Annotated in this window: 19 protein-coding genes; 12 read left to right on the forward strand and 7 right to left on the reverse strand. The window is 52.7% G+C overall.

The genetic code is table 11. From position 1 onward, the window contains the following. Nucleotides 1-84 precede the first annotated feature (84 nt). A complete protein-coding gene (locus tag H8L32_RS13960) occupies nt 85-297 on the forward strand; it encodes a cold-shock protein (protein ID WP_186947843.1) in 213 nt (70 codons plus the stop codon). A gap of 726 nt (nt 298-1023) precedes the next feature. Here the strand turns inward: H8L32_RS13960 and H8L32_RS13965 are convergent. Further along, entirely contained in the window at nt 1024-1998 is a 975-nt protein-coding gene (locus H8L32_RS13965; RefSeq protein ID WP_230412204.1) for an alpha/beta fold hydrolase, read from the reverse strand. 110 nt (nt 1999-2108) lie between these two features. After that, nucleotides 2109-2657: a GNAT family N-acetyltransferase gene (locus H8L32_RS13970; protein WP_186947844.1), complete on the reverse strand. Its 549-nt coding sequence runs from the start codon at nt 2655-2657 to the stop codon at nt 2109-2111. 105 nt (nt 2658-2762) lie between these two features. Between H8L32_RS13970 and H8L32_RS13975 the strand changes: the two genes are divergently transcribed. After that, nucleotides 2763-3239 (forward strand): GyrI-like domain-containing protein, encoded by a 477-nt coding sequence (locus tag H8L32_RS13975; RefSeq protein ID WP_186947845.1) that lies wholly within the window; start codon nt 2763-2765, stop codon nt 3237-3239. 27 nt (nt 3240-3266) lie between these two features. Next, nucleotides 3267-4130: an AraC family transcriptional regulator gene (locus H8L32_RS13980; RefSeq protein WP_186947846.1), complete on the forward strand. Its 864-nt coding sequence runs from the start codon at nt 3267-3269 to the stop codon at nt 4128-4130. On the opposite strand, the gene H8L32_RS13985 is transcribed toward H8L32_RS13980, so the two are convergent. Then, nucleotides 4127-5032 carry a LysR family transcriptional regulator gene (locus H8L32_RS13985; protein ID WP_186947847.1) on the reverse strand — a complete coding sequence of 302 codons (906 nt, stop codon included), beginning with the start codon at nt 5030-5032 and terminating at the stop codon, nt 4127-4129. The genes H8L32_RS13980 and H8L32_RS13985 overlap by 4 nt on opposite strands. A 206-nt stretch (nt 5033-5238) precedes the next feature. Here H8L32_RS13985 and H8L32_RS13990 point away from each other — a divergent pair, with 206 nt between their 5' ends. The 4 genes from H8L32_RS13990 to H8L32_RS14005 all read left to right on the forward strand — a co-directional run bounded on the left by H8L32_RS13990 (nt 5239) and on the right by H8L32_RS14005 (nt 9350). Beyond that, a complete protein-coding gene (locus tag H8L32_RS13990; protein ID WP_186947848.1) occupies nt 5239-5895 on the forward strand; it encodes a hydrolase in 657 nt (218 codons plus the stop codon). Between the two features lie 129 nt (nt 5896-6024). Further along, on the forward strand, nt 6025-7902 hold the full coding sequence (locus H8L32_RS13995) for an amidohydrolase (RefSeq protein ID WP_186947849.1): 1878 nt from the start codon (nt 6025-6027) through the stop codon (nt 7900-7902). Then, complete coding sequence (locus tag H8L32_RS14000) at nt 7899-8309, forward strand: hypothetical protein (RefSeq protein ID WP_186947850.1); 411 nt, start codon at nt 7899-7901, stop codon at nt 8307-8309. The genes H8L32_RS13995 and H8L32_RS14000 overlap by 4 nt, the downstream gene beginning before the upstream one ends. A 330-nt stretch (nt 8310-8639) precedes the next feature. Beyond that, entirely contained in the window at nt 8640-9350 is a 711-nt protein-coding gene (locus H8L32_RS14005; protein WP_186947851.1) for a YoaK family protein, read from the forward strand. A 67-nt stretch (nt 9351-9417) separates the two neighbouring features. Here H8L32_RS14005 and H8L32_RS14010 read toward each other — a convergent pair whose 3' ends face one another. The 3 genes from H8L32_RS14010 to H8L32_RS14020 all read right to left on the reverse strand — a co-directional run bounded on the left by H8L32_RS14010 (nt 9418) and on the right by H8L32_RS14020 (nt 11692). Next, entirely contained in the window at nt 9418-10191 is a 774-nt protein-coding gene (locus tag H8L32_RS14010) for an APH(3') family aminoglycoside O-phosphotransferase (protein WP_186947852.1), read from the reverse strand. 339 nt (nt 10192-10530) lie between these two features. Beyond that, nucleotides 10531-10743, reverse strand: a complete 213-nt coding sequence (locus H8L32_RS14015; protein ID WP_186947853.1) for a hypothetical protein — start codon at nt 10741-10743, stop codon at nt 10531-10533. Between the two features lie 85 nt (nt 10744-10828). Next, nucleotides 10829-11692: an alpha/beta hydrolase gene (locus H8L32_RS14020; protein WP_186947854.1), complete on the reverse strand. Its 864-nt coding sequence runs from the start codon at nt 11690-11692 to the stop codon at nt 10829-10831. A 99-nt stretch (nt 11693-11791) separates the two neighbouring features. Between H8L32_RS14020 and H8L32_RS14025 the strand changes: the two genes are divergently transcribed. The 4 genes from H8L32_RS14025 to H8L32_RS14040 all read left to right on the forward strand — a co-directional run bounded on the left by H8L32_RS14025 (nt 11792) and on the right by H8L32_RS14040 (nt 14221). Next, nucleotides 11792-12328, forward strand: coding sequence for a DUF2975 domain-containing protein (locus H8L32_RS14025; RefSeq protein WP_186947855.1), 537 nt, complete (start codon nt 11792-11794; stop codon nt 12326-12328). Then, complete coding sequence (locus H8L32_RS14030) at nt 12328-12609, forward strand: helix-turn-helix domain-containing protein (RefSeq protein WP_186947856.1); 282 nt, start codon at nt 12328-12330, stop codon at nt 12607-12609. Before H8L32_RS14025 ends, H8L32_RS14030 begins: the two co-directional genes overlap by 1 nt. A gap of 83 nt (nt 12610-12692) precedes the next feature. Further along, on the forward strand, nt 12693-13487 hold the full coding sequence (locus H8L32_RS14035; RefSeq protein ID WP_186947857.1) for a class I SAM-dependent methyltransferase: 795 nt from the start codon (nt 12693-12695) through the stop codon (nt 13485-13487). A gap of 155 nt (nt 13488-13642) precedes the next feature. Then, entirely contained in the window at nt 13643-14221 is a 579-nt protein-coding gene (locus H8L32_RS14040) for a YceI family protein (protein ID WP_222619352.1), read from the forward strand. Between the two features lie 21 nt (nt 14222-14242). Here H8L32_RS14040 and H8L32_RS14045 read toward each other — a convergent pair whose 3' ends face one another. Beyond that, nucleotides 14243-15130, reverse strand: coding sequence for an EamA family transporter (locus H8L32_RS14045; protein ID WP_186947858.1), 888 nt, complete (start codon nt 15128-15130; stop codon nt 14243-14245). A gap of 178 nt (nt 15131-15308) precedes the next feature. On the opposite strand from H8L32_RS14045, the gene H8L32_RS14050 reads away from it, so the two are divergent. Next, nucleotides 15309-15770, forward strand: a complete 462-nt coding sequence (locus H8L32_RS14050; RefSeq protein WP_186947859.1) for a GNAT family N-acetyltransferase — start codon at nt 15309-15311, stop codon at nt 15768-15770. Nucleotides 15771-15773 lie beyond the last annotated feature (3 nt).

Genomic DNA, 15773 nt, shown 5'->3' on the forward strand with positions numbered 1-15773 from the left:
GTCTTTTCTCCACTGGTTTTATCACTTGCTTACAAGTGCCCCCTCGGGCAATGTTGCCTATGGTCTTATCAAAAGGAAAAAAACATGAGTACTCAAACAGGTATAGTTAAATGGTTCAACGACGCTAAAGGCTTCGGCTTTATTGCTCCTGATGCAGGCGGTGCAGATTTGTTCGCCCACTTCCAGGACATACAATCCAGCGGCTTCAAAAGCCTGAGCGAAAACCAGCGCGTTTCGTTCGAACGTACTGCCAGCCCTAAGGGCGACAAGGCAAGTAACATTCAAGTTCTGTCTTAATCAGAATTGAATGATGGGTCTTTACCGGCCCAGGAAAAAACAAGAGTCTTTGCCTGTCAGGCCAGCGGAGTGCAGTGGTATACATTCGCCCCGCTATCCTGATGGTGTAACAGTCTCCAGGTTTGTTCAGTTGCAACACTTTCTGAAGTCTGAAATTTACCGGCCAGTACCACCGTGCAGATAGCACGGGTTGCTGGAACAGTCAGCAGAAAGTGAATGCGACAAACCCTTCATCTGTCAGTCTTCGTCCAGTACGAATGATTGATGCGCAGAATGATACTTACCGGCCAGTGGCACCACGCAGATAGCATGGGTTATTGGAAAATGGTATTGTCGTTAGAGGGCGCACTGTTAATCAGTGCCCCTGTGAACAACACCGCAGAGTAATTTCAGTCTACTCCGTCGCGCCTTCATTCTCACCGGCCGGATTTGCGCTTACGTGCAAACCGGAAAATGGTGTAGTGAAGTGTTGAAGGACCTCATTCGTGGTAAACCCTGTCGTGACATGATTCATTTCACTGGCCGACAGGACAAGGCAACTCAAACCCACATTGCACCGCGCAGATAGCACGGGTGATGCCCAGTCGATGACACCATGCAGATAGCATGGGTTGTTGACGAGTTGCCTGAATGTAGAGATGCCCGCCCCCGGTCAATACCGCAGGCGGGCTTTTTCCTTTCTGCTTTTCCTTTTTCTTTTTCTTTTACCGCACTGCTTTTACAGTATTACGGTGTTTGCTTCAAAAAATCCCTGACCACAGCCACGGTCGCGGCCGGATCTTCTTCATGCGGCACATGGCCAAGCTGTTCAAACATCACCAGTTTGCTGCCCGCAATATCCCGCTGAAACCATTTGGCGTTTTCCGGCGGGATCAAATGATCTTTTCCTCCCCAGATAATCAGCGTCGGTATCTGTATGCGCTTGATGCTGGCTGCCTGTGCGCCATGATCAAGCTGGCTGAAACGCACCCGTAGAGCATGGCGATTGCCTGCGCGCAGTGTCATGGCCTGATAACGGTCAACCAGGTCTGACGTCACCTTATCCGGGTTCCCATACACGTTTTTCACACTGGCTTCCATCATGTGGCGCGGCAGGGTATGTTCCATCAGCCATGCAGCCTCAGGCATGCGAGCCATGAGAAAACCCAGCGGTATCGAAGTTGGCGTAAACGCATAGCCACCGGCATCTACCAGGATCAGACGCTCTACCCTGTCTGGTGCAGCCACTGCCACCTGCCAGGCAATTTCACCACCGAGTGAATTGCCACCGATGATGAAGCGGCTGACATGCATGGTATCCATCAAATCCAGGATAAATTTCGCATAGGTCGGGCTGTGATAATCATCTTCAAAATTGGGCCCGGTCAGACCGAATGCAGGGATATCCATGCTGATGATACGTCGCTGCGTTTTCAGCGCCGCTACCCAGCCTTCCCAGGTATGCAGACTGGCCGAGGTACCATGGATGAGCACCAGTGGCACCGGGTCATCACGCAAACCTTCATCACGCACGTGGACAGGTAAACCTTTCACGGCAATGAACTGGGAAGGCGCTGGTGCCCAGCGTGGCAACAACTCTTCCACCGGCTTGTCCGGTGCCCAGGTCAACAAGATCGCAAAACATACTATGCTGAACAGCAGCATGATAATGCCCAGGACGATCAGGGTAATCCGCATGGGCAGACTCAACAATTTTTGCATGCTGTACTTTCAGGGAAATGACTGAATTTTATCAAAACGATCACAGAGTGTTCTGCCAGAGTGTAGCGCAAGTTCCGCCGCCGCCATGGGCTTTGTTGCATGAGGCAGTATCAAGCACCATTAATCTGCTTGCGCATACGGCAGACCGGGGCATCCACGCCACCCGGCAGATGCAGGATGATGTCTTCCACAGGCGCAAAACCACAAGCCAGGTATAACGGTACACCGGGCATGGTCGCCACCAGTTCCAATGCGGTGAACCCTGCGGCCAATGCCTGCTCAGTGCAGTGTGCCAGCAACATACGCCCCAGGCCACGACGTGCGGCCGTGGGTGCGACGAAAAATGCACGTATGCGTGCCGCTTCGGTCGCAGGGTCCAGCAAACTGTCTTCACCATGCTTGGCCTGGTCGCCTCCAAACAGGGTTTTACGCTTGCTCCAGCCACCACAGGCCAGCATCTGCCCCCGTTCCTCAACAATGAAATAGGTACGGTCAGTCAGTAACTGGGTATCGACCCCAAACACATGCTGCTGCATGGCCTGCGCCTGTAGCGGCGTATAAAACGAGACACTGAGTTCTATCGACGATACGGCAATCAGATCCTGCATGGCGGCAGTGTCGCCATGTTCAGCACAACGGACAGTAAAATCTGTATGCATTAGCTGTTCCTTTTTTGTCGTCCTGCACCTGCAAGTCCGCAAGATTTGTCAAATGCAGTCATGTTAATGTACAGACTTGATTCAACAACACAAGAGGACATTATCATGCAAACACAGATACAGGACATCGATGGCTTTCAGGTCAGCGGTTTACAGGTACGTACACGCAATGCCGATGAAACCAATCCATCCACGGCCAAAATCGGCCCGATGTGGGGACAGTTCTTTGCCCGGCAACTGGCAGACACGTTGCCAAACAAAGCGGCGGATGCAAAAATCTATGGCGTCTACTCCAACTATCAATCTGACGCCAGCGGTGAATTTGATGCCATGGCAGGCGCGGCGGTATCGGCAGCAGTAACGACAGCAATAACAGCGGATGGTTTTGCCACAGTCAATATCAAGTCCGGCAAATATCTGGTATTTGCCTGCGAAGGTGAGATGCCCATGGCAGTAATTCAGGGCTGGGGCAAGGTCTGGTCTTACTTCAACAGCAATACAGAACATGAACGTTGTTATCAGACTGATTTTGAAGAATATCTGGGGCCACAGCAAGCCGCCATCTACATCGGTATAAAATAAGTCCAGCGCATACAATAAAAGGCCAGCATGTCCGCAAACCCAGCCTCTCAAGTCAGTTATGAAAGACGCCTGAGCCGCGTCACCAATTATCTGCATGAGCATCTCGATGAAGACCTGGATTTGAACAGACTGGCAGAGATTGCCTGCATGTCGCCCTATCACTGGCACCGCATCTACCGTGCGATACATGGTGAAAGTGTGGTGGCGACCGTCAAGCGCTTGCGCCTGCAAAGGGCCGCCACACTATTGGCCCGCAGCAGCATGGCAATAGAACAGATTGCCGAATTTTCCGGTTACCCAAACCTGCAATCCTTCACCCGTATTTTTGCATCGGTATATGGCCTGCCACCGGCACGCTACCGCAAAGAAGGCAGCCATCATCAATTTCCCTTACCGGATGAACTGCGCGCCGATCTGCATTTCCCGGTCAGTCTGACGACTATCGCTGCCCAGCAATTACTCAGCATCGATAATCTTGGCAGTTATATGGGCATCAGCAAGACTTTTGATATCTTGAATGGCTGCGCTGCATCGCGACAATTGTTCCGGGCGGATACGCGCTGGATAGGAATTTATTACGACGATGCAATGACGGTGGAAGAAGACAGGCTGCGCTCCAAGGCCTGCATCAGCGCACCGCAGCCGCTGCCAGACCTGGCCTTGCAGGCACCGCTGTCTGTGACCGAACTGCGTGGCGGCAAGTATGCGGTGCTGACTTACAAGGGGCCTTATTCCGACATGCAGCCAGTGTATCGCTGGTTCTTTGGTGTCTGGCTGCCAGCTTCCGGCGAAGAAATCGATGATGCACCGCCGTTTGAAGAATATCTGAACAACCCGCGCGATACGGCACCGACCGAATTGTTGACGAATATCTTCATGCCTTTGCGCTAAATTGGTAGCGTCGCCTCATCATTAAATTCCCTGACCAGAAAATCGATGAAAGCCCGTGCCGCCATCGGCAACCGGTTGGATGGTACATACAGCGCATACAGGCTGATGACCGGGGCCTCTTGCCAGTCCTTGAGTATGTGCACCAAAGCCCCCTGTGCCACACATTTTTGTGTGATGAAATCCGGCTGCAAGACGATGCCCAGACCATCGACGGCAGCCTGGGCCAGCATCTCGCCGTTATTCGAACATAAGGCTCCACCCACACGCACCCGCTTTTCATTGCGACCATCGGTGAGTTGCCATTCGGCCCCGGTCAGATTGTGTCCATAATTCAGACAGCGATGCTGAGCCAGTTGCGAAGGCTCTTCAGGCTGGCCGTGCTTTTTCAGATAAGCAGGGCTGGCATACAGCGAACGTTTCACGGCACAAATGCGGCGTGCTGCCAGATTCGAATCACTCATATGGGCGATACGCAGGCTCAGATCAAATCCCATCTCTATGGGATTGAGCATACGATCGTTCAAATCCATGCGCAATTCAACACGCGGATGCTGTTTTAAAAACTGACTCATGCGCGGTGCCAGCATGATGGTACCAAAGCTCATGGGTGCGTTAACCACCAGCTTGCCGATTGCCTGGGTGCGCCGCTCGGTCAGGGCCAGGGTCACTTCATCTGACAAAGCCAGGATAGAACGCACGTATTCATGCAATTCCGCACCGGCGCTGGTCAGGGATAGTGCACGGCTGGTGCGGTTAAGAAGCTTGACGTTATACGTCTCTTCCAGCGACGCCACCAGTTTGCTGACCTGCGAACGGGTCACATCCATTTCACGTGCAGCAGCGGCAAAGCTGCCATGTTGCCAGGAAAGCGCAAAAGCGCGGAAGGCATCGAGTCTGTCCATGGCAATGTTTCCAATTTAGATACACAATGACTTCATTTTACTATCTAGTGCGCATTATGGAAACAATCTACAGTACAGCATGTCTTCACACAGACTTGTTGAACCCGGTAAAACCCAAAAGATTCAAATTAGTTCAATCACATTCGACCTTATTCAGCCTTATTCGGCCTTACTCAGCCTTACAAACAACCTACGGAGAACACATCATGAGCAACCCAAAACTGGATTTACTGACAGCATCCAATCACAGCCTGATCCTGATCGACCATCAACCGCAAATGACGTTTGGCGTTGCCAGCGGCATAGACCGCCAACTGCTGAAAAACAATGTGATCGGCATGGCCAAGTCTGCCAATGTGTTTAAAGTACCGACCGTGCTGACTTCGGTTGAAACTGCCGGTTTTTCTGGTGAGATCTGGCCTGAATTGCTGGCGGTACTGCCAGACAATAAAATCTTTGAACGCACCTCGATGAATACCTGGGATGACGAAGCCGTCAAAACAGAGTTGAAAAAATTTGGCCGCAAAAAACTGGTGTTTGCTGCACTGTGGACCGAAGTCTGTCTGACCTTCCCGGTACTGGAAGCCATGCGTGATGGCTATGAAGTGTATTTCGTTGAAGATGCATCCGGCGGCACCTCGGCCGCTGCCCATAACATGGCCTTGCAACGCATGATACAGGCGGGTGCCGTGCCAATGACCTGGCAACAATACCTGCTGGAACTGCAGCGTGACTGGGCCAAAAAAGACACTTACGAAGGTACCACCGGCGTAGTGGTCGAACATAGCGGTGCTTACGGTTCTGGCATAGATTATGCAATCACGCACGTACATAAAATGGCAGCACGCAAAGTCGCGCATTGAGCGACAATGAGGAAAATGAAATAAGCAGACCATGCCCCGGCTGATTGAAACAGCCGGGGCATGGCACCTAGCACTAAGCACTAAGCACAGACCACTCCGCCTCTGATCAATCTTAAAACACCTGACATCATGATCGCTATCGCCGACACGCTGTACCTGAATGGCCGTTTCACCACCCTGGATAAACAAAATCCGCTGGCAAGCGCGGTAGCGATTGCCGATGGCAAGTTCATTGCCGTCGGGGACGCGGACGAAGTGCACCGCCATATCGGGGCTGAAACCAAAGTCATAGACCTCAAGGGCCGCGCCGCCATTCCCGGCTTGCACGACAGTCACACTCACCTGATACGCGCGGGGTTGAACTACACCATGGAATTACGCTGGGACGGTGTACCTTCACTGGCAGATGCCATGCGTATGCTGAAGGAACAGGTTGCCCGCACTCCGGCACCGCAATGGGTACGCGTGGTCGGCGGTTTCACCGAACACCAGTTTGCAGAAAAAAGATTGCCGACACTGGCAGAAATCAATGCTGCTGCACCCGATACACCCGTGTTTATCCTGCATCTGTATGACCGTGCCTTACTCAATGGCGCAGCCCTGCGTGCAGTCGGTTATACCAAAGACACACCCAGTCCGCCCGGTGGTGAAATTGAGCGTGACAAGCAAGGCAATCCTACCGGGCTCTTGCTGGCCAAACCGAATGCCATGATCCTGTATGCGACCCTGGCCAAGGGTCCGAAACTGGACCCGGACGCGCAAGAGATTTCAACCCGGCTGTTCATGCGTGAACTGAATCGCCTGGGCATTACCTCGGTGATTGATGCCGGTGGTGGTTTCCAGAATTACCCGGATGACTATCGCATCATCGAGAAGTTGCAAAACGATGGTGACCTGACCGTCCGCATCGCCTATAACCTGTTCACCCAAAGACCGAAACAGGAAGTCGAAGACTTCCAGACCTGGAGTGATTTACTGCCACCACTGTCCGGCAATGCCATGTACCGCCATAATGGTGCCGGTGAAATGCTGGTGTTTTCAGCGGCCGACTTTGAAGATTTTCGCGAGCCACGTCCAACGCCGGTCGACAGCATGGAAGATGAACTGGAACGCGTGGTGCGCCTGCTGGTAGAAAAGCGCTGGCCTTTCCGCTTGCATGCCACCTACGATGAAACCATCAGCCGTGCACTGGATACCTTTGAACGGGTGAACCGCGATATCCCCTTTAACAATCTGCACTGGTTTTTTGACCATGCCGAAACCATCAGCCCGCAAAACATAGACCGTGTCAGAGCACTGGGTGGTGGTATCGCCATCCAGCATCGCATGGCTTATCAGGGTGAATATTTCATCGAACGTTATGGCAGCCAGAAAGCAGCGCATTCGCCACCAGTGCGGCGTATGCTGGATGCGGGTATTCCCGTTGGTGGTGGCACCGATGCCACCCGCGTCGCCAGTTATAACCCCTGGGTCAGCCTGGCATGGATGATCACCGGCAGAACCGTGGGTGGAACTGCCCTGTATCAGTCCGATAATTTACTTGACCGGGAAACTGCCTTGCGCCTGTGGACCACCGGCAGTGCCTGGTTTGCCAATGCTGACGGCAAACAGGGACAGATCAAGGCCGGTCATCTGGCGGATTTCATCGTTCCTTCAGCAGATCTTTTTGCCATTCCCGAAATGGATATTGCCAGTATGGTGTCGCATCTGACCGTGGTCGGTGGCAAGGTCGTGCATGGTGATGACGCATTTTCCAATCTGGCACCACCCATGCCGCGTGCAGCCAATGACTGGGCGCCGACCAATGCCTTTGGCGGTTACTGGCGGGAGCCTGTCAGCCAGAAAACAAAAGCCGGTCATCTGAAAAAACCTGTCATACATGCCGATTGCTGCGCCAAACCGTGTCAGGTTCATGGTCATGGCCATACGTCCAGCTGGCTCAATCCCGTGCCGGTATCAGATGAAAAAAGCTTTTGGGGCGCACTTGGCTGCGCGTGCTGGTTATGACGCTGCCCTCTTCCATACAGACGCTGGCACTGTCATTGCTGGCCAGCGTGTTCGCCTGGAGCGCGGCCGACAAACTGTTGCACTGGCAAGAGGGCCTTGCTGAAGTCAGCGAGCAACTGCCATTTTTTCCCCTGCTTCTGTTATGCGGCACCGTGCTGCTACAGGGTAGTGGCAGTATAGGCTTGCTGGCGGCGGCCTTTTTTCCTGACAACCCCACGCTGCGTCATCTGGGTGGCTGGGCTGCACTGGCACTGGCCGGTTTCACCGGTATGGCAACACTGTTGTTTCATGCTTTCTGGCGTGAAAAAACTGCCAAAGATGTAAGGCGTATGCTGACCGTCTTCCTCGAGCATGTGGCTCTGGTCGGCGGCCTGCTGCTGGCAGCCACGGTTTTGCTGACTGCCTGATTTATCTAGAACTCATTTCATAAATAGGGATGAGTGCGAGCAAGGCGATTCGGGATGCAGTGCAAGGCGTGACACGCAGCTAAGGCTGGTGCCTTAGCAAGCGGCGCAACGCTGCAATGCGCCCGAATCGCCAGCTCCCGAAGGGTTTGCCACATAACGCGTGCTGGACTGCGTTGGACTCGTTGTCAATAGACCCGCTATTGACTGCCTCGTCCGCCTTGCCAGCCCACGTTATGAAGCAAACGCATCTCACCCCTATTTATGAAATGAGTTCTAATTGCACCCTATTTCACCCTATTCATCCACATCCACAGGATACTGACACCAATCATGCCAGCCGACATTTCACCATCAACGCCGGGTACCAGCCCAGCCCCCGTATTTCATCCGTGGATGGCACCACTGCTGGCACTGGTCGCTGCCTATATAGACACCTTAGGTTTCATCGCCCTGTTCGGACTCTTTACTGCCCATGTCACAGGCAACTTTGTCCTGATCGGTGCGGCTTTCGTGCATGGTGGCAGTGGCATGACTTTAAAGTTCCTGGCTTTTCCCGCCTTCATCGCCGGTGTCTTGCTGGCCAAATGGACGCATGGATATCTGTCGGCGCGTGGCAGCACCAGGGTATTGAAGATACTGCTGGCACTGGAAGCCCTGTGCCTGTTTACCTTCGCCATGGCGGGCATTATCCTGCGGCCTGATCTGGGTTCGGACCCGGGATTCACCGCTATCGTCACCGGCATGCTGGGTGCAGTCGCCATGGGCTTGCAAAACGGCACCAGTCGCCTGAGTCTGTCCAGCCTGGTACCCACCACGGTCATGACCGGCAATGTGACGCAAATCGTGATTGATCTGGTGGATGCGGCATCCGGCAACGCCATCGCACGTGAACGCATACGCCGTTTCATCCCGGCAGTGATGGGCTTTGTGGTTGGTGCCGTGGGTGGCGCAGTCGCTTATGTGGCTTTGGGCTTTGTCGCCGTGTTACCGGTGATTGCCGTGCTGCTGGTATTGATCCGCATTGCGGACCCGCGCAAATAATCTCAATCCTGAGCGTATTTCAGGAACAGGGCTGAAATACGCGGCTTAAAAGCCATGCTCGCTCGCGTCAGAACAGTTCGTCAAGCTGCTCATAGAATTCACGCTTTGCTGGTGAATCAGGACGACCTAATCCATCAAGAAACTGCGCCGCTGTGTCATCTGACACATCCTCACGCAAATTGCGGTGAACGAAAGCGATATCTAGCCAACTGTCTGCCTTTCCACCTCGCCCAAGGTCTATGAAATATAGTGCATCACTGGCGTCAACAAACACATTGCTATCACCAAGATCCCCATGAGAAAACACGAAATCTTCTGCCGGAATGCTTGCCTGCAAACGCAAGCGAAGATCATCCGGCGTAACCAGGTCCGGCCACTGCTGAAGATCATATTCATCAGCCGCAAGACCATGAGACAAGAGATAATCGAGCTCACGCAACCGGGCTGCTGCACTGACATCAAATGGACAAGCATCAATGGAAACAGACTGTATCTGATGCAGGGCATCACGGAACAAATCAAGCGCTCGCCCTTCATGTATCAATGAAGACAGTGGCCTGCCAGGTACACTGCGTGTAATCATGTATTCATGCTCTTCGTGTTCAGCAATGGCCATGACCTCGGGGACGCTCAGCTTTCCGGCAAGCCACTGCAATACCGCAGCCTCACGCATGACGCTATAAGTGGTGCTAGCATAAACGACCGGCGAGGATTTCAAATAAAAAAGCGTATCTCCCCTGTAAAAACTGTAGACCTTGCAAGGTGATTCACCAACCTTATCTCGCTTCAGAAGCGCGCCATCGATAAATCGCAAGATGACTGACGGCATGTTCAATGGCATCTACATTTCTCCTGAAAACACTTTTTCATACCCGATGTTGTTACTACCAATGGCGCAGTCCCCTGCGTGTTAACTTGCCCGATTCGCCTATGCTGGAATACCGTTATGTTTAACGCTTGCCTCTGCGGTACCAGACCCATTGATTTTAATTTTAACAGAGTGCGCTTCCAGCTTGCGTGTGCGGGAATTGCCCGTCTGGCTATAGCAGATAGTTAAGTTTTTTGTGATTTTGAAGCGTGTGCACGGCAGCATTACCGCATCCAGAAACAGAATAGCGATGCCCGGGAGACAACATTACATATTGCTCTGATTTTCAGACTGCACGATGTTTATTTTGATTTACTTGGGTGGGGGATTTTTGGGTGTGGACGCAGAATTGCCACCCGGCGTGCCCGACGGCAAGCGTTTGACCGTCACTGCCTTGCCTTTCTTTTTGCAAGGTTGATCTGACCACACGAGTTTGCCATCGACTTCACAACGAAATACTGCCGTCTGCGCAAAACTGGCCAGGGGGAAAGCCAGCAGAAGCAAGACCAGGCTTAATTTCTTCATGACAAGTACCAGAATAAAGGTGAACCGCATTATAGATTCATATTAGGTTCACCCACCCACATTTACCAGCTTTTCCGCTGTGTATTCAAACTGAGCGCACAAAACCACAATACGCATCCAACACATCAGTACGGCGCATCAGGCCATTGTGGCCACCACCGGGGCTGACCACAAACCGTTTATCACCAGTTGGAATTGCTTCATACACCTTGCGCCCCAGAGCCAGCGGTGTGACCTTGTCCTGATCACCGACCAGTACCAGACTCTTGCCACGATAAGCGCCAACAGCGCGGGTATTGTCTATGTCCTGCAAAGCCGGGCTCAACTCAATGTTGACAAAAGGTTTGGCATACCAGGGAGTGTTCGCCAGCGCCCAGTCCATGGCATTGCTGGCCGTTGATTCCAGCACGAGGCCATCGAGTTGCCGGTTCTGTGCCACATAGCCAGCGATAAAACTGCCCAAGGACTGCCCGTGCACGATCAGTTTTCCCGTGGTCTGTGCCCTTGCATGATCATAGATACGCAAGGCATCTGCCTGCATGTTCGCAACCGTAGGCTGCCCACTGCTGCGGCCATAGCCACGATAATCAAAGCTGAGAAAATTGGCCCCGCATTGCTGCATGGCAGGCAACAGGTATTTTGCGCCATCGTCCAGATGAAACATATTGCCGCCAAAATACAGCACGCTCACCTGCGCCTGTTTCAACTGTATGCGTATGCCCTGCAAAGTCACGCCATCGCTGCTGTCCAGACGCCATTCCGTCAGTTCAGCATCGACTGCCATTTGCCGGAGGCTGGCCGCATCGAGTTTTTCGGCAAGACGATAACCGGAACGGCTATCTGGATGAATGAACTGGTTTTCACTCACCTGCACGCTCATGCAGGCAGACAGACACAATGCCCCCAGGCATATCAATACCAGGCTAAAGCCTTTGTATAACTGGCGCATCTTTACTCCTTACAGTTTGTCGTCAAGTCTATTACAATTAAACTATAACAGAAATAAATTACTGTAAAACGAGAATTTATAATCACAAGACAATTATTTATGAAGATAAGCAAACTCTCCCGCCTGATCCGGCCCCTGCTCTTGCTCTGCGCTGCCACGGAGGTGGCTTTTTTTATCCTGGCCTGGAGTAACACTCCGTTAAATCTGGGTACCTGGTCCATGCATGTTGCTGCCAAAGGCTTGCTGATTGAGCAGATGCGTTCCATGCCGGCCATGGAACGCGGTATCGGTGTCCTGCTTGGACTGCCGGCACTAATGTGCCTGCTATACGGTTTGTGGAACCTGGACAGATTGCTGGCAGGCATCCAGCAGCAGAATCTGTTTTCCTTGCAGAATATTGCGCGACTGCGGACATTTGCCGGTGCCGTCGCCCTGTCCACCCTGCTATCTATCGCAGAAGTACCTGCCCGCACCGCCGTCATGCAGTTGCTGCCGGGGCAAGGTGATGGCAATTTCTCGGTATCGGTGTCTTCAGAAGAATTGATACTACTGCTGGTATGCATCACCTTTTACCTGATTACAGGCATGATGCATGAGGGGCGCAGGCTGGCAGAAGAAAATGAGGGCTTCGTCTGATGTCTATCATCATCAATCTCGATGTCATGCTGGCCAGGCGCAAGCTCAAATCCAAGGAACTGGCACAGTTTGTTGGTATTACCGAACAAAACCTGTCCCTGCTCAAGTCAGGCAAGGTAAAAGGCATACGCTTTTCTACCCTGGAAAAAATTTGTGAACGTCTGGATTGCCAGCCAGGCGATATTATGGAATGGGTCAATGACGGCAAGTCGCCTGACGACGAAGCGGAAACCGACAATCACAATCAGGCAAGCAACACGTCAGGCCAAAACCGCTTATGATGCGCTGCACGATAGCCACTTAGCATGTCAGGGAACGTTTACGCAGCCTGGCAGTCATATCGTTTTTCCTTGGGAGAGTCTGAATGAAACAGTTTTTACTCGCTGTAAGCCTGCTGGCAGGCATAGGTGCCAGCCAGGTATCCGTAGCCGATGACGCCTTGAAGGCAGCCATCGCCGGCCAGCAACGCACACCAGCCAATGCAGTACGTGATAGCGCACGTCACCCCTACGAAACCCTGACTTTCTTTGGCATCAAGCCGGGCATGACGGTGGTCGAACTGGCCCCTGGTGGTGGCTGGTATACAGAAATCCTGGCGCCCTACCTGCGTGACAACGGCAAGATGATCGCTGCGCTGGGTGACCCGGCTGTCAGCAAGGGTGCTGCCAGCTTCAAGCAAAAACTGGACGCCACACCGGCAGTTTACGGCAAGGTACAAATGGGTGTGTTTGCACCGCCTGCCAAGCTTGAGTACGCTGCCAAGGGTAGCGTCGACATGGTGCTGACTTTCAGGAATATCCATAACTGGATAGGCAATGGTGAACCTGCCATGAAAGCTCTGTTCCAGAGCGCCTATGACAGCCTGAAACCAGGCGGCGTGTTTGGCGTGGTTGAACATCGCCTGCCTGCCAGCAAGACCCAGGATGAAAAAGCCAGTACCGGCTATGTGCATGAAAGCTATGTCATCAAACTGGCGGAAAGCGTAGGCTTCAAACTGGCCGCAAAATCTGAAGTCAATGCCAACGCCAAAGATACCAGCGACCATGAAAACGGCGTCTGGGCTTTGCCGCCCACTTTTGCCAACAAGGAAAAAGACAAGGCAAAGTATGAAGCCATCGGTGAAAGCGACCGCATGACCCTGAAGTTTGTCAAACCTTAGTTCGTCAAACCTTAGTTCGTCAAACCTTAATATCCAGGCTTCCTGTCTGCAACATCTGCCTGTACTGGTTTGACAGGCAGGATATTGATTTCTGGCAGCAAAGGCAGTAAGCGCCTATCATGGCACTACTGCCTTTTTTTATTTCATGCGCCACCATGTTCAGATTCCCTCGGCATCGCCCTGCACTCGCCCTGATTATGCTGGCCGCCAGCGTGCCCGCTCTGGCGCTGGATCGCTATGTCGTCGATACCGAGCATACCTTCAGCAGTTTTGAATACAAGCATTGGGGCCTGTCGATGCAGCGCGGACGCTTCGACAAGAATACCGGCTCCATAGAAATTGACACTGACAACAAGAGCGGCAGCCTGCAAATCAGCATCGATGCCGATTCCATCAATACCGGTTCAGACACGTTTAACAAGGTATTGCGCTCCGATGGTTTTTTTGACGTGCAAAAATATCCTGCAATACTTTTTCAATCCAGCAAGCTGATTTTCAATGAAGACAAGCTGGTGCAGGTCGAAGGCGACCTGACCATACGCGACGTCAAACGCCCGGTAAAGGTGGACATCACCCACTTTGAATGCCGCTTCATGATTCTGTACCTGAAGCGCGCCTGCGGCGCAAATGGCTATACCAAAATCTTGCGCAGCGATTATGGTGTTGGGCGCTATGCCCCCTTTGTCAGCGATGAAGTGACCTTGTCATTCAGCGTTGAAGCTATCAAGGAATAATCCGTCAGAAGAATACCATTCTCAGGTATAGCGAATGACTATCGCTCCGGCGACCGCCAGCAGGATAGCCGCCAGCCGTCTCGCTGTTATTTTTTCATGCAGTATCCAGGCCGCAATCGCAGTGGCAAACAGGATGGACGTTTCGCGCAAGGCAGCGATGGCAGCCACGGGGGCCAGCGTCATTGCCCACAAGGCCAGACCGTAAGAGGCAACAGAACAACTGCCGCCGGCTATACCCAACATGTATTTACCCTTGCTGTAATTGAAAAAAACGCGCCGGTCTTTGAGCAAGATCAGGCTTATCAATGACAACGCCGTCAGCAAAAATATCCACATGGTGTAGGCCGCAGGCGCACCCGACTTGCGTACGCCTATGCCGTCAACAATGGTATAGGCAGCGATAAAACATGCATTCAGTAGCGCCAGGAAATGCGTGGAAAACCTGCCGCCCTGCGACTTTTTTGCGGCCTGATTTGCGGCCTGATTTGCGGCTTGATTTGCTGCCTGATCGCGTAATGATAATCCCACGATGCCAAGAACCAGCAGCCCCAGGCCCAGCCAGCGCATGGCAGGCACCGCTTCACCAATAATACTGCCACTGCCTACGGCCACCAGCAAGGGTGCCGTACCACGCATGAGCGGGTAAGCCTGGCTCATGTCGCCAACCCGGTAAGCAGCCGCCAGCAAACAAAAGTACACGATCTGCAACACCACCGAAGCAAGAATATACGCCCAGCTCGCCATGTCGGGCTGAGTGACAAAAGGCAAAGCCAGCGCGCAGACCAGACCAGCACCGCTGGTGATCAATACCGTATTGAAAAACTTGTTTTCACCGACCTTGATCGCAGCATTCCATGCAGCATGCAGAAAGGCGGCGAACAGGACGATGGCGACGACGGCTGTTGACATAAATAGCTGGCTTTACTCCGCCACAATCCTGGCTAACGTAAAGCAACGATATTAACATTGCCTGCATCCACATTACTGCTGGTTTTTTCGTGGCCGATAAATTTCAGTTGCGCTGAGCTGATATCCCATAAAATGGCCGAGCCGTCTTTAAAAAACTCAATTCATCCATCCCAAAACAATGCCGCCAATCTTGCGCCCTGTCGTGCCAAGCGATTATGCAATCATCGCCAACTGGATTCACGATGCCAAAGCCTGCGCCCGCTGGGCTGGACCACAACTGCCTTATCCATTTGCCACGGCAGACTTGCCAGACTTGTTGGCAAAGCCGGAATCACAGGCTTTTACATTGATTGATTCCAACCAGACTGTAGTCGGATTTGCCCAGTTCTGGCAAAGGGATGAACAGCGCGTGCATCTGGGACGTATCATCGTTTCCCCGAAAGCACGTGGGCTGGGCTATGGCAGGGTATTGTGTGATCAGTTGATGCAGCGGGCTATCACCGCGACCGGCTTGTCCATCGTCAGCCTGCGTGTGTACCGCGACAACCCTGGGGCCTTGCATTTATACAGCCAGCTCGGTTTTGTAGCGGTCGAACCAGATTCAAATGCAGAAGTATTGGCGATGGAATACAGCGTGTAAGGA

The organism is Undibacterium hunanense (assembly GCF_014284335.1).
Taxonomy (GTDB): domain Bacteria; phylum Pseudomonadota; class Gammaproteobacteria; order Burkholderiales; family Burkholderiaceae_D; genus Undibacterium; species Undibacterium hunanense.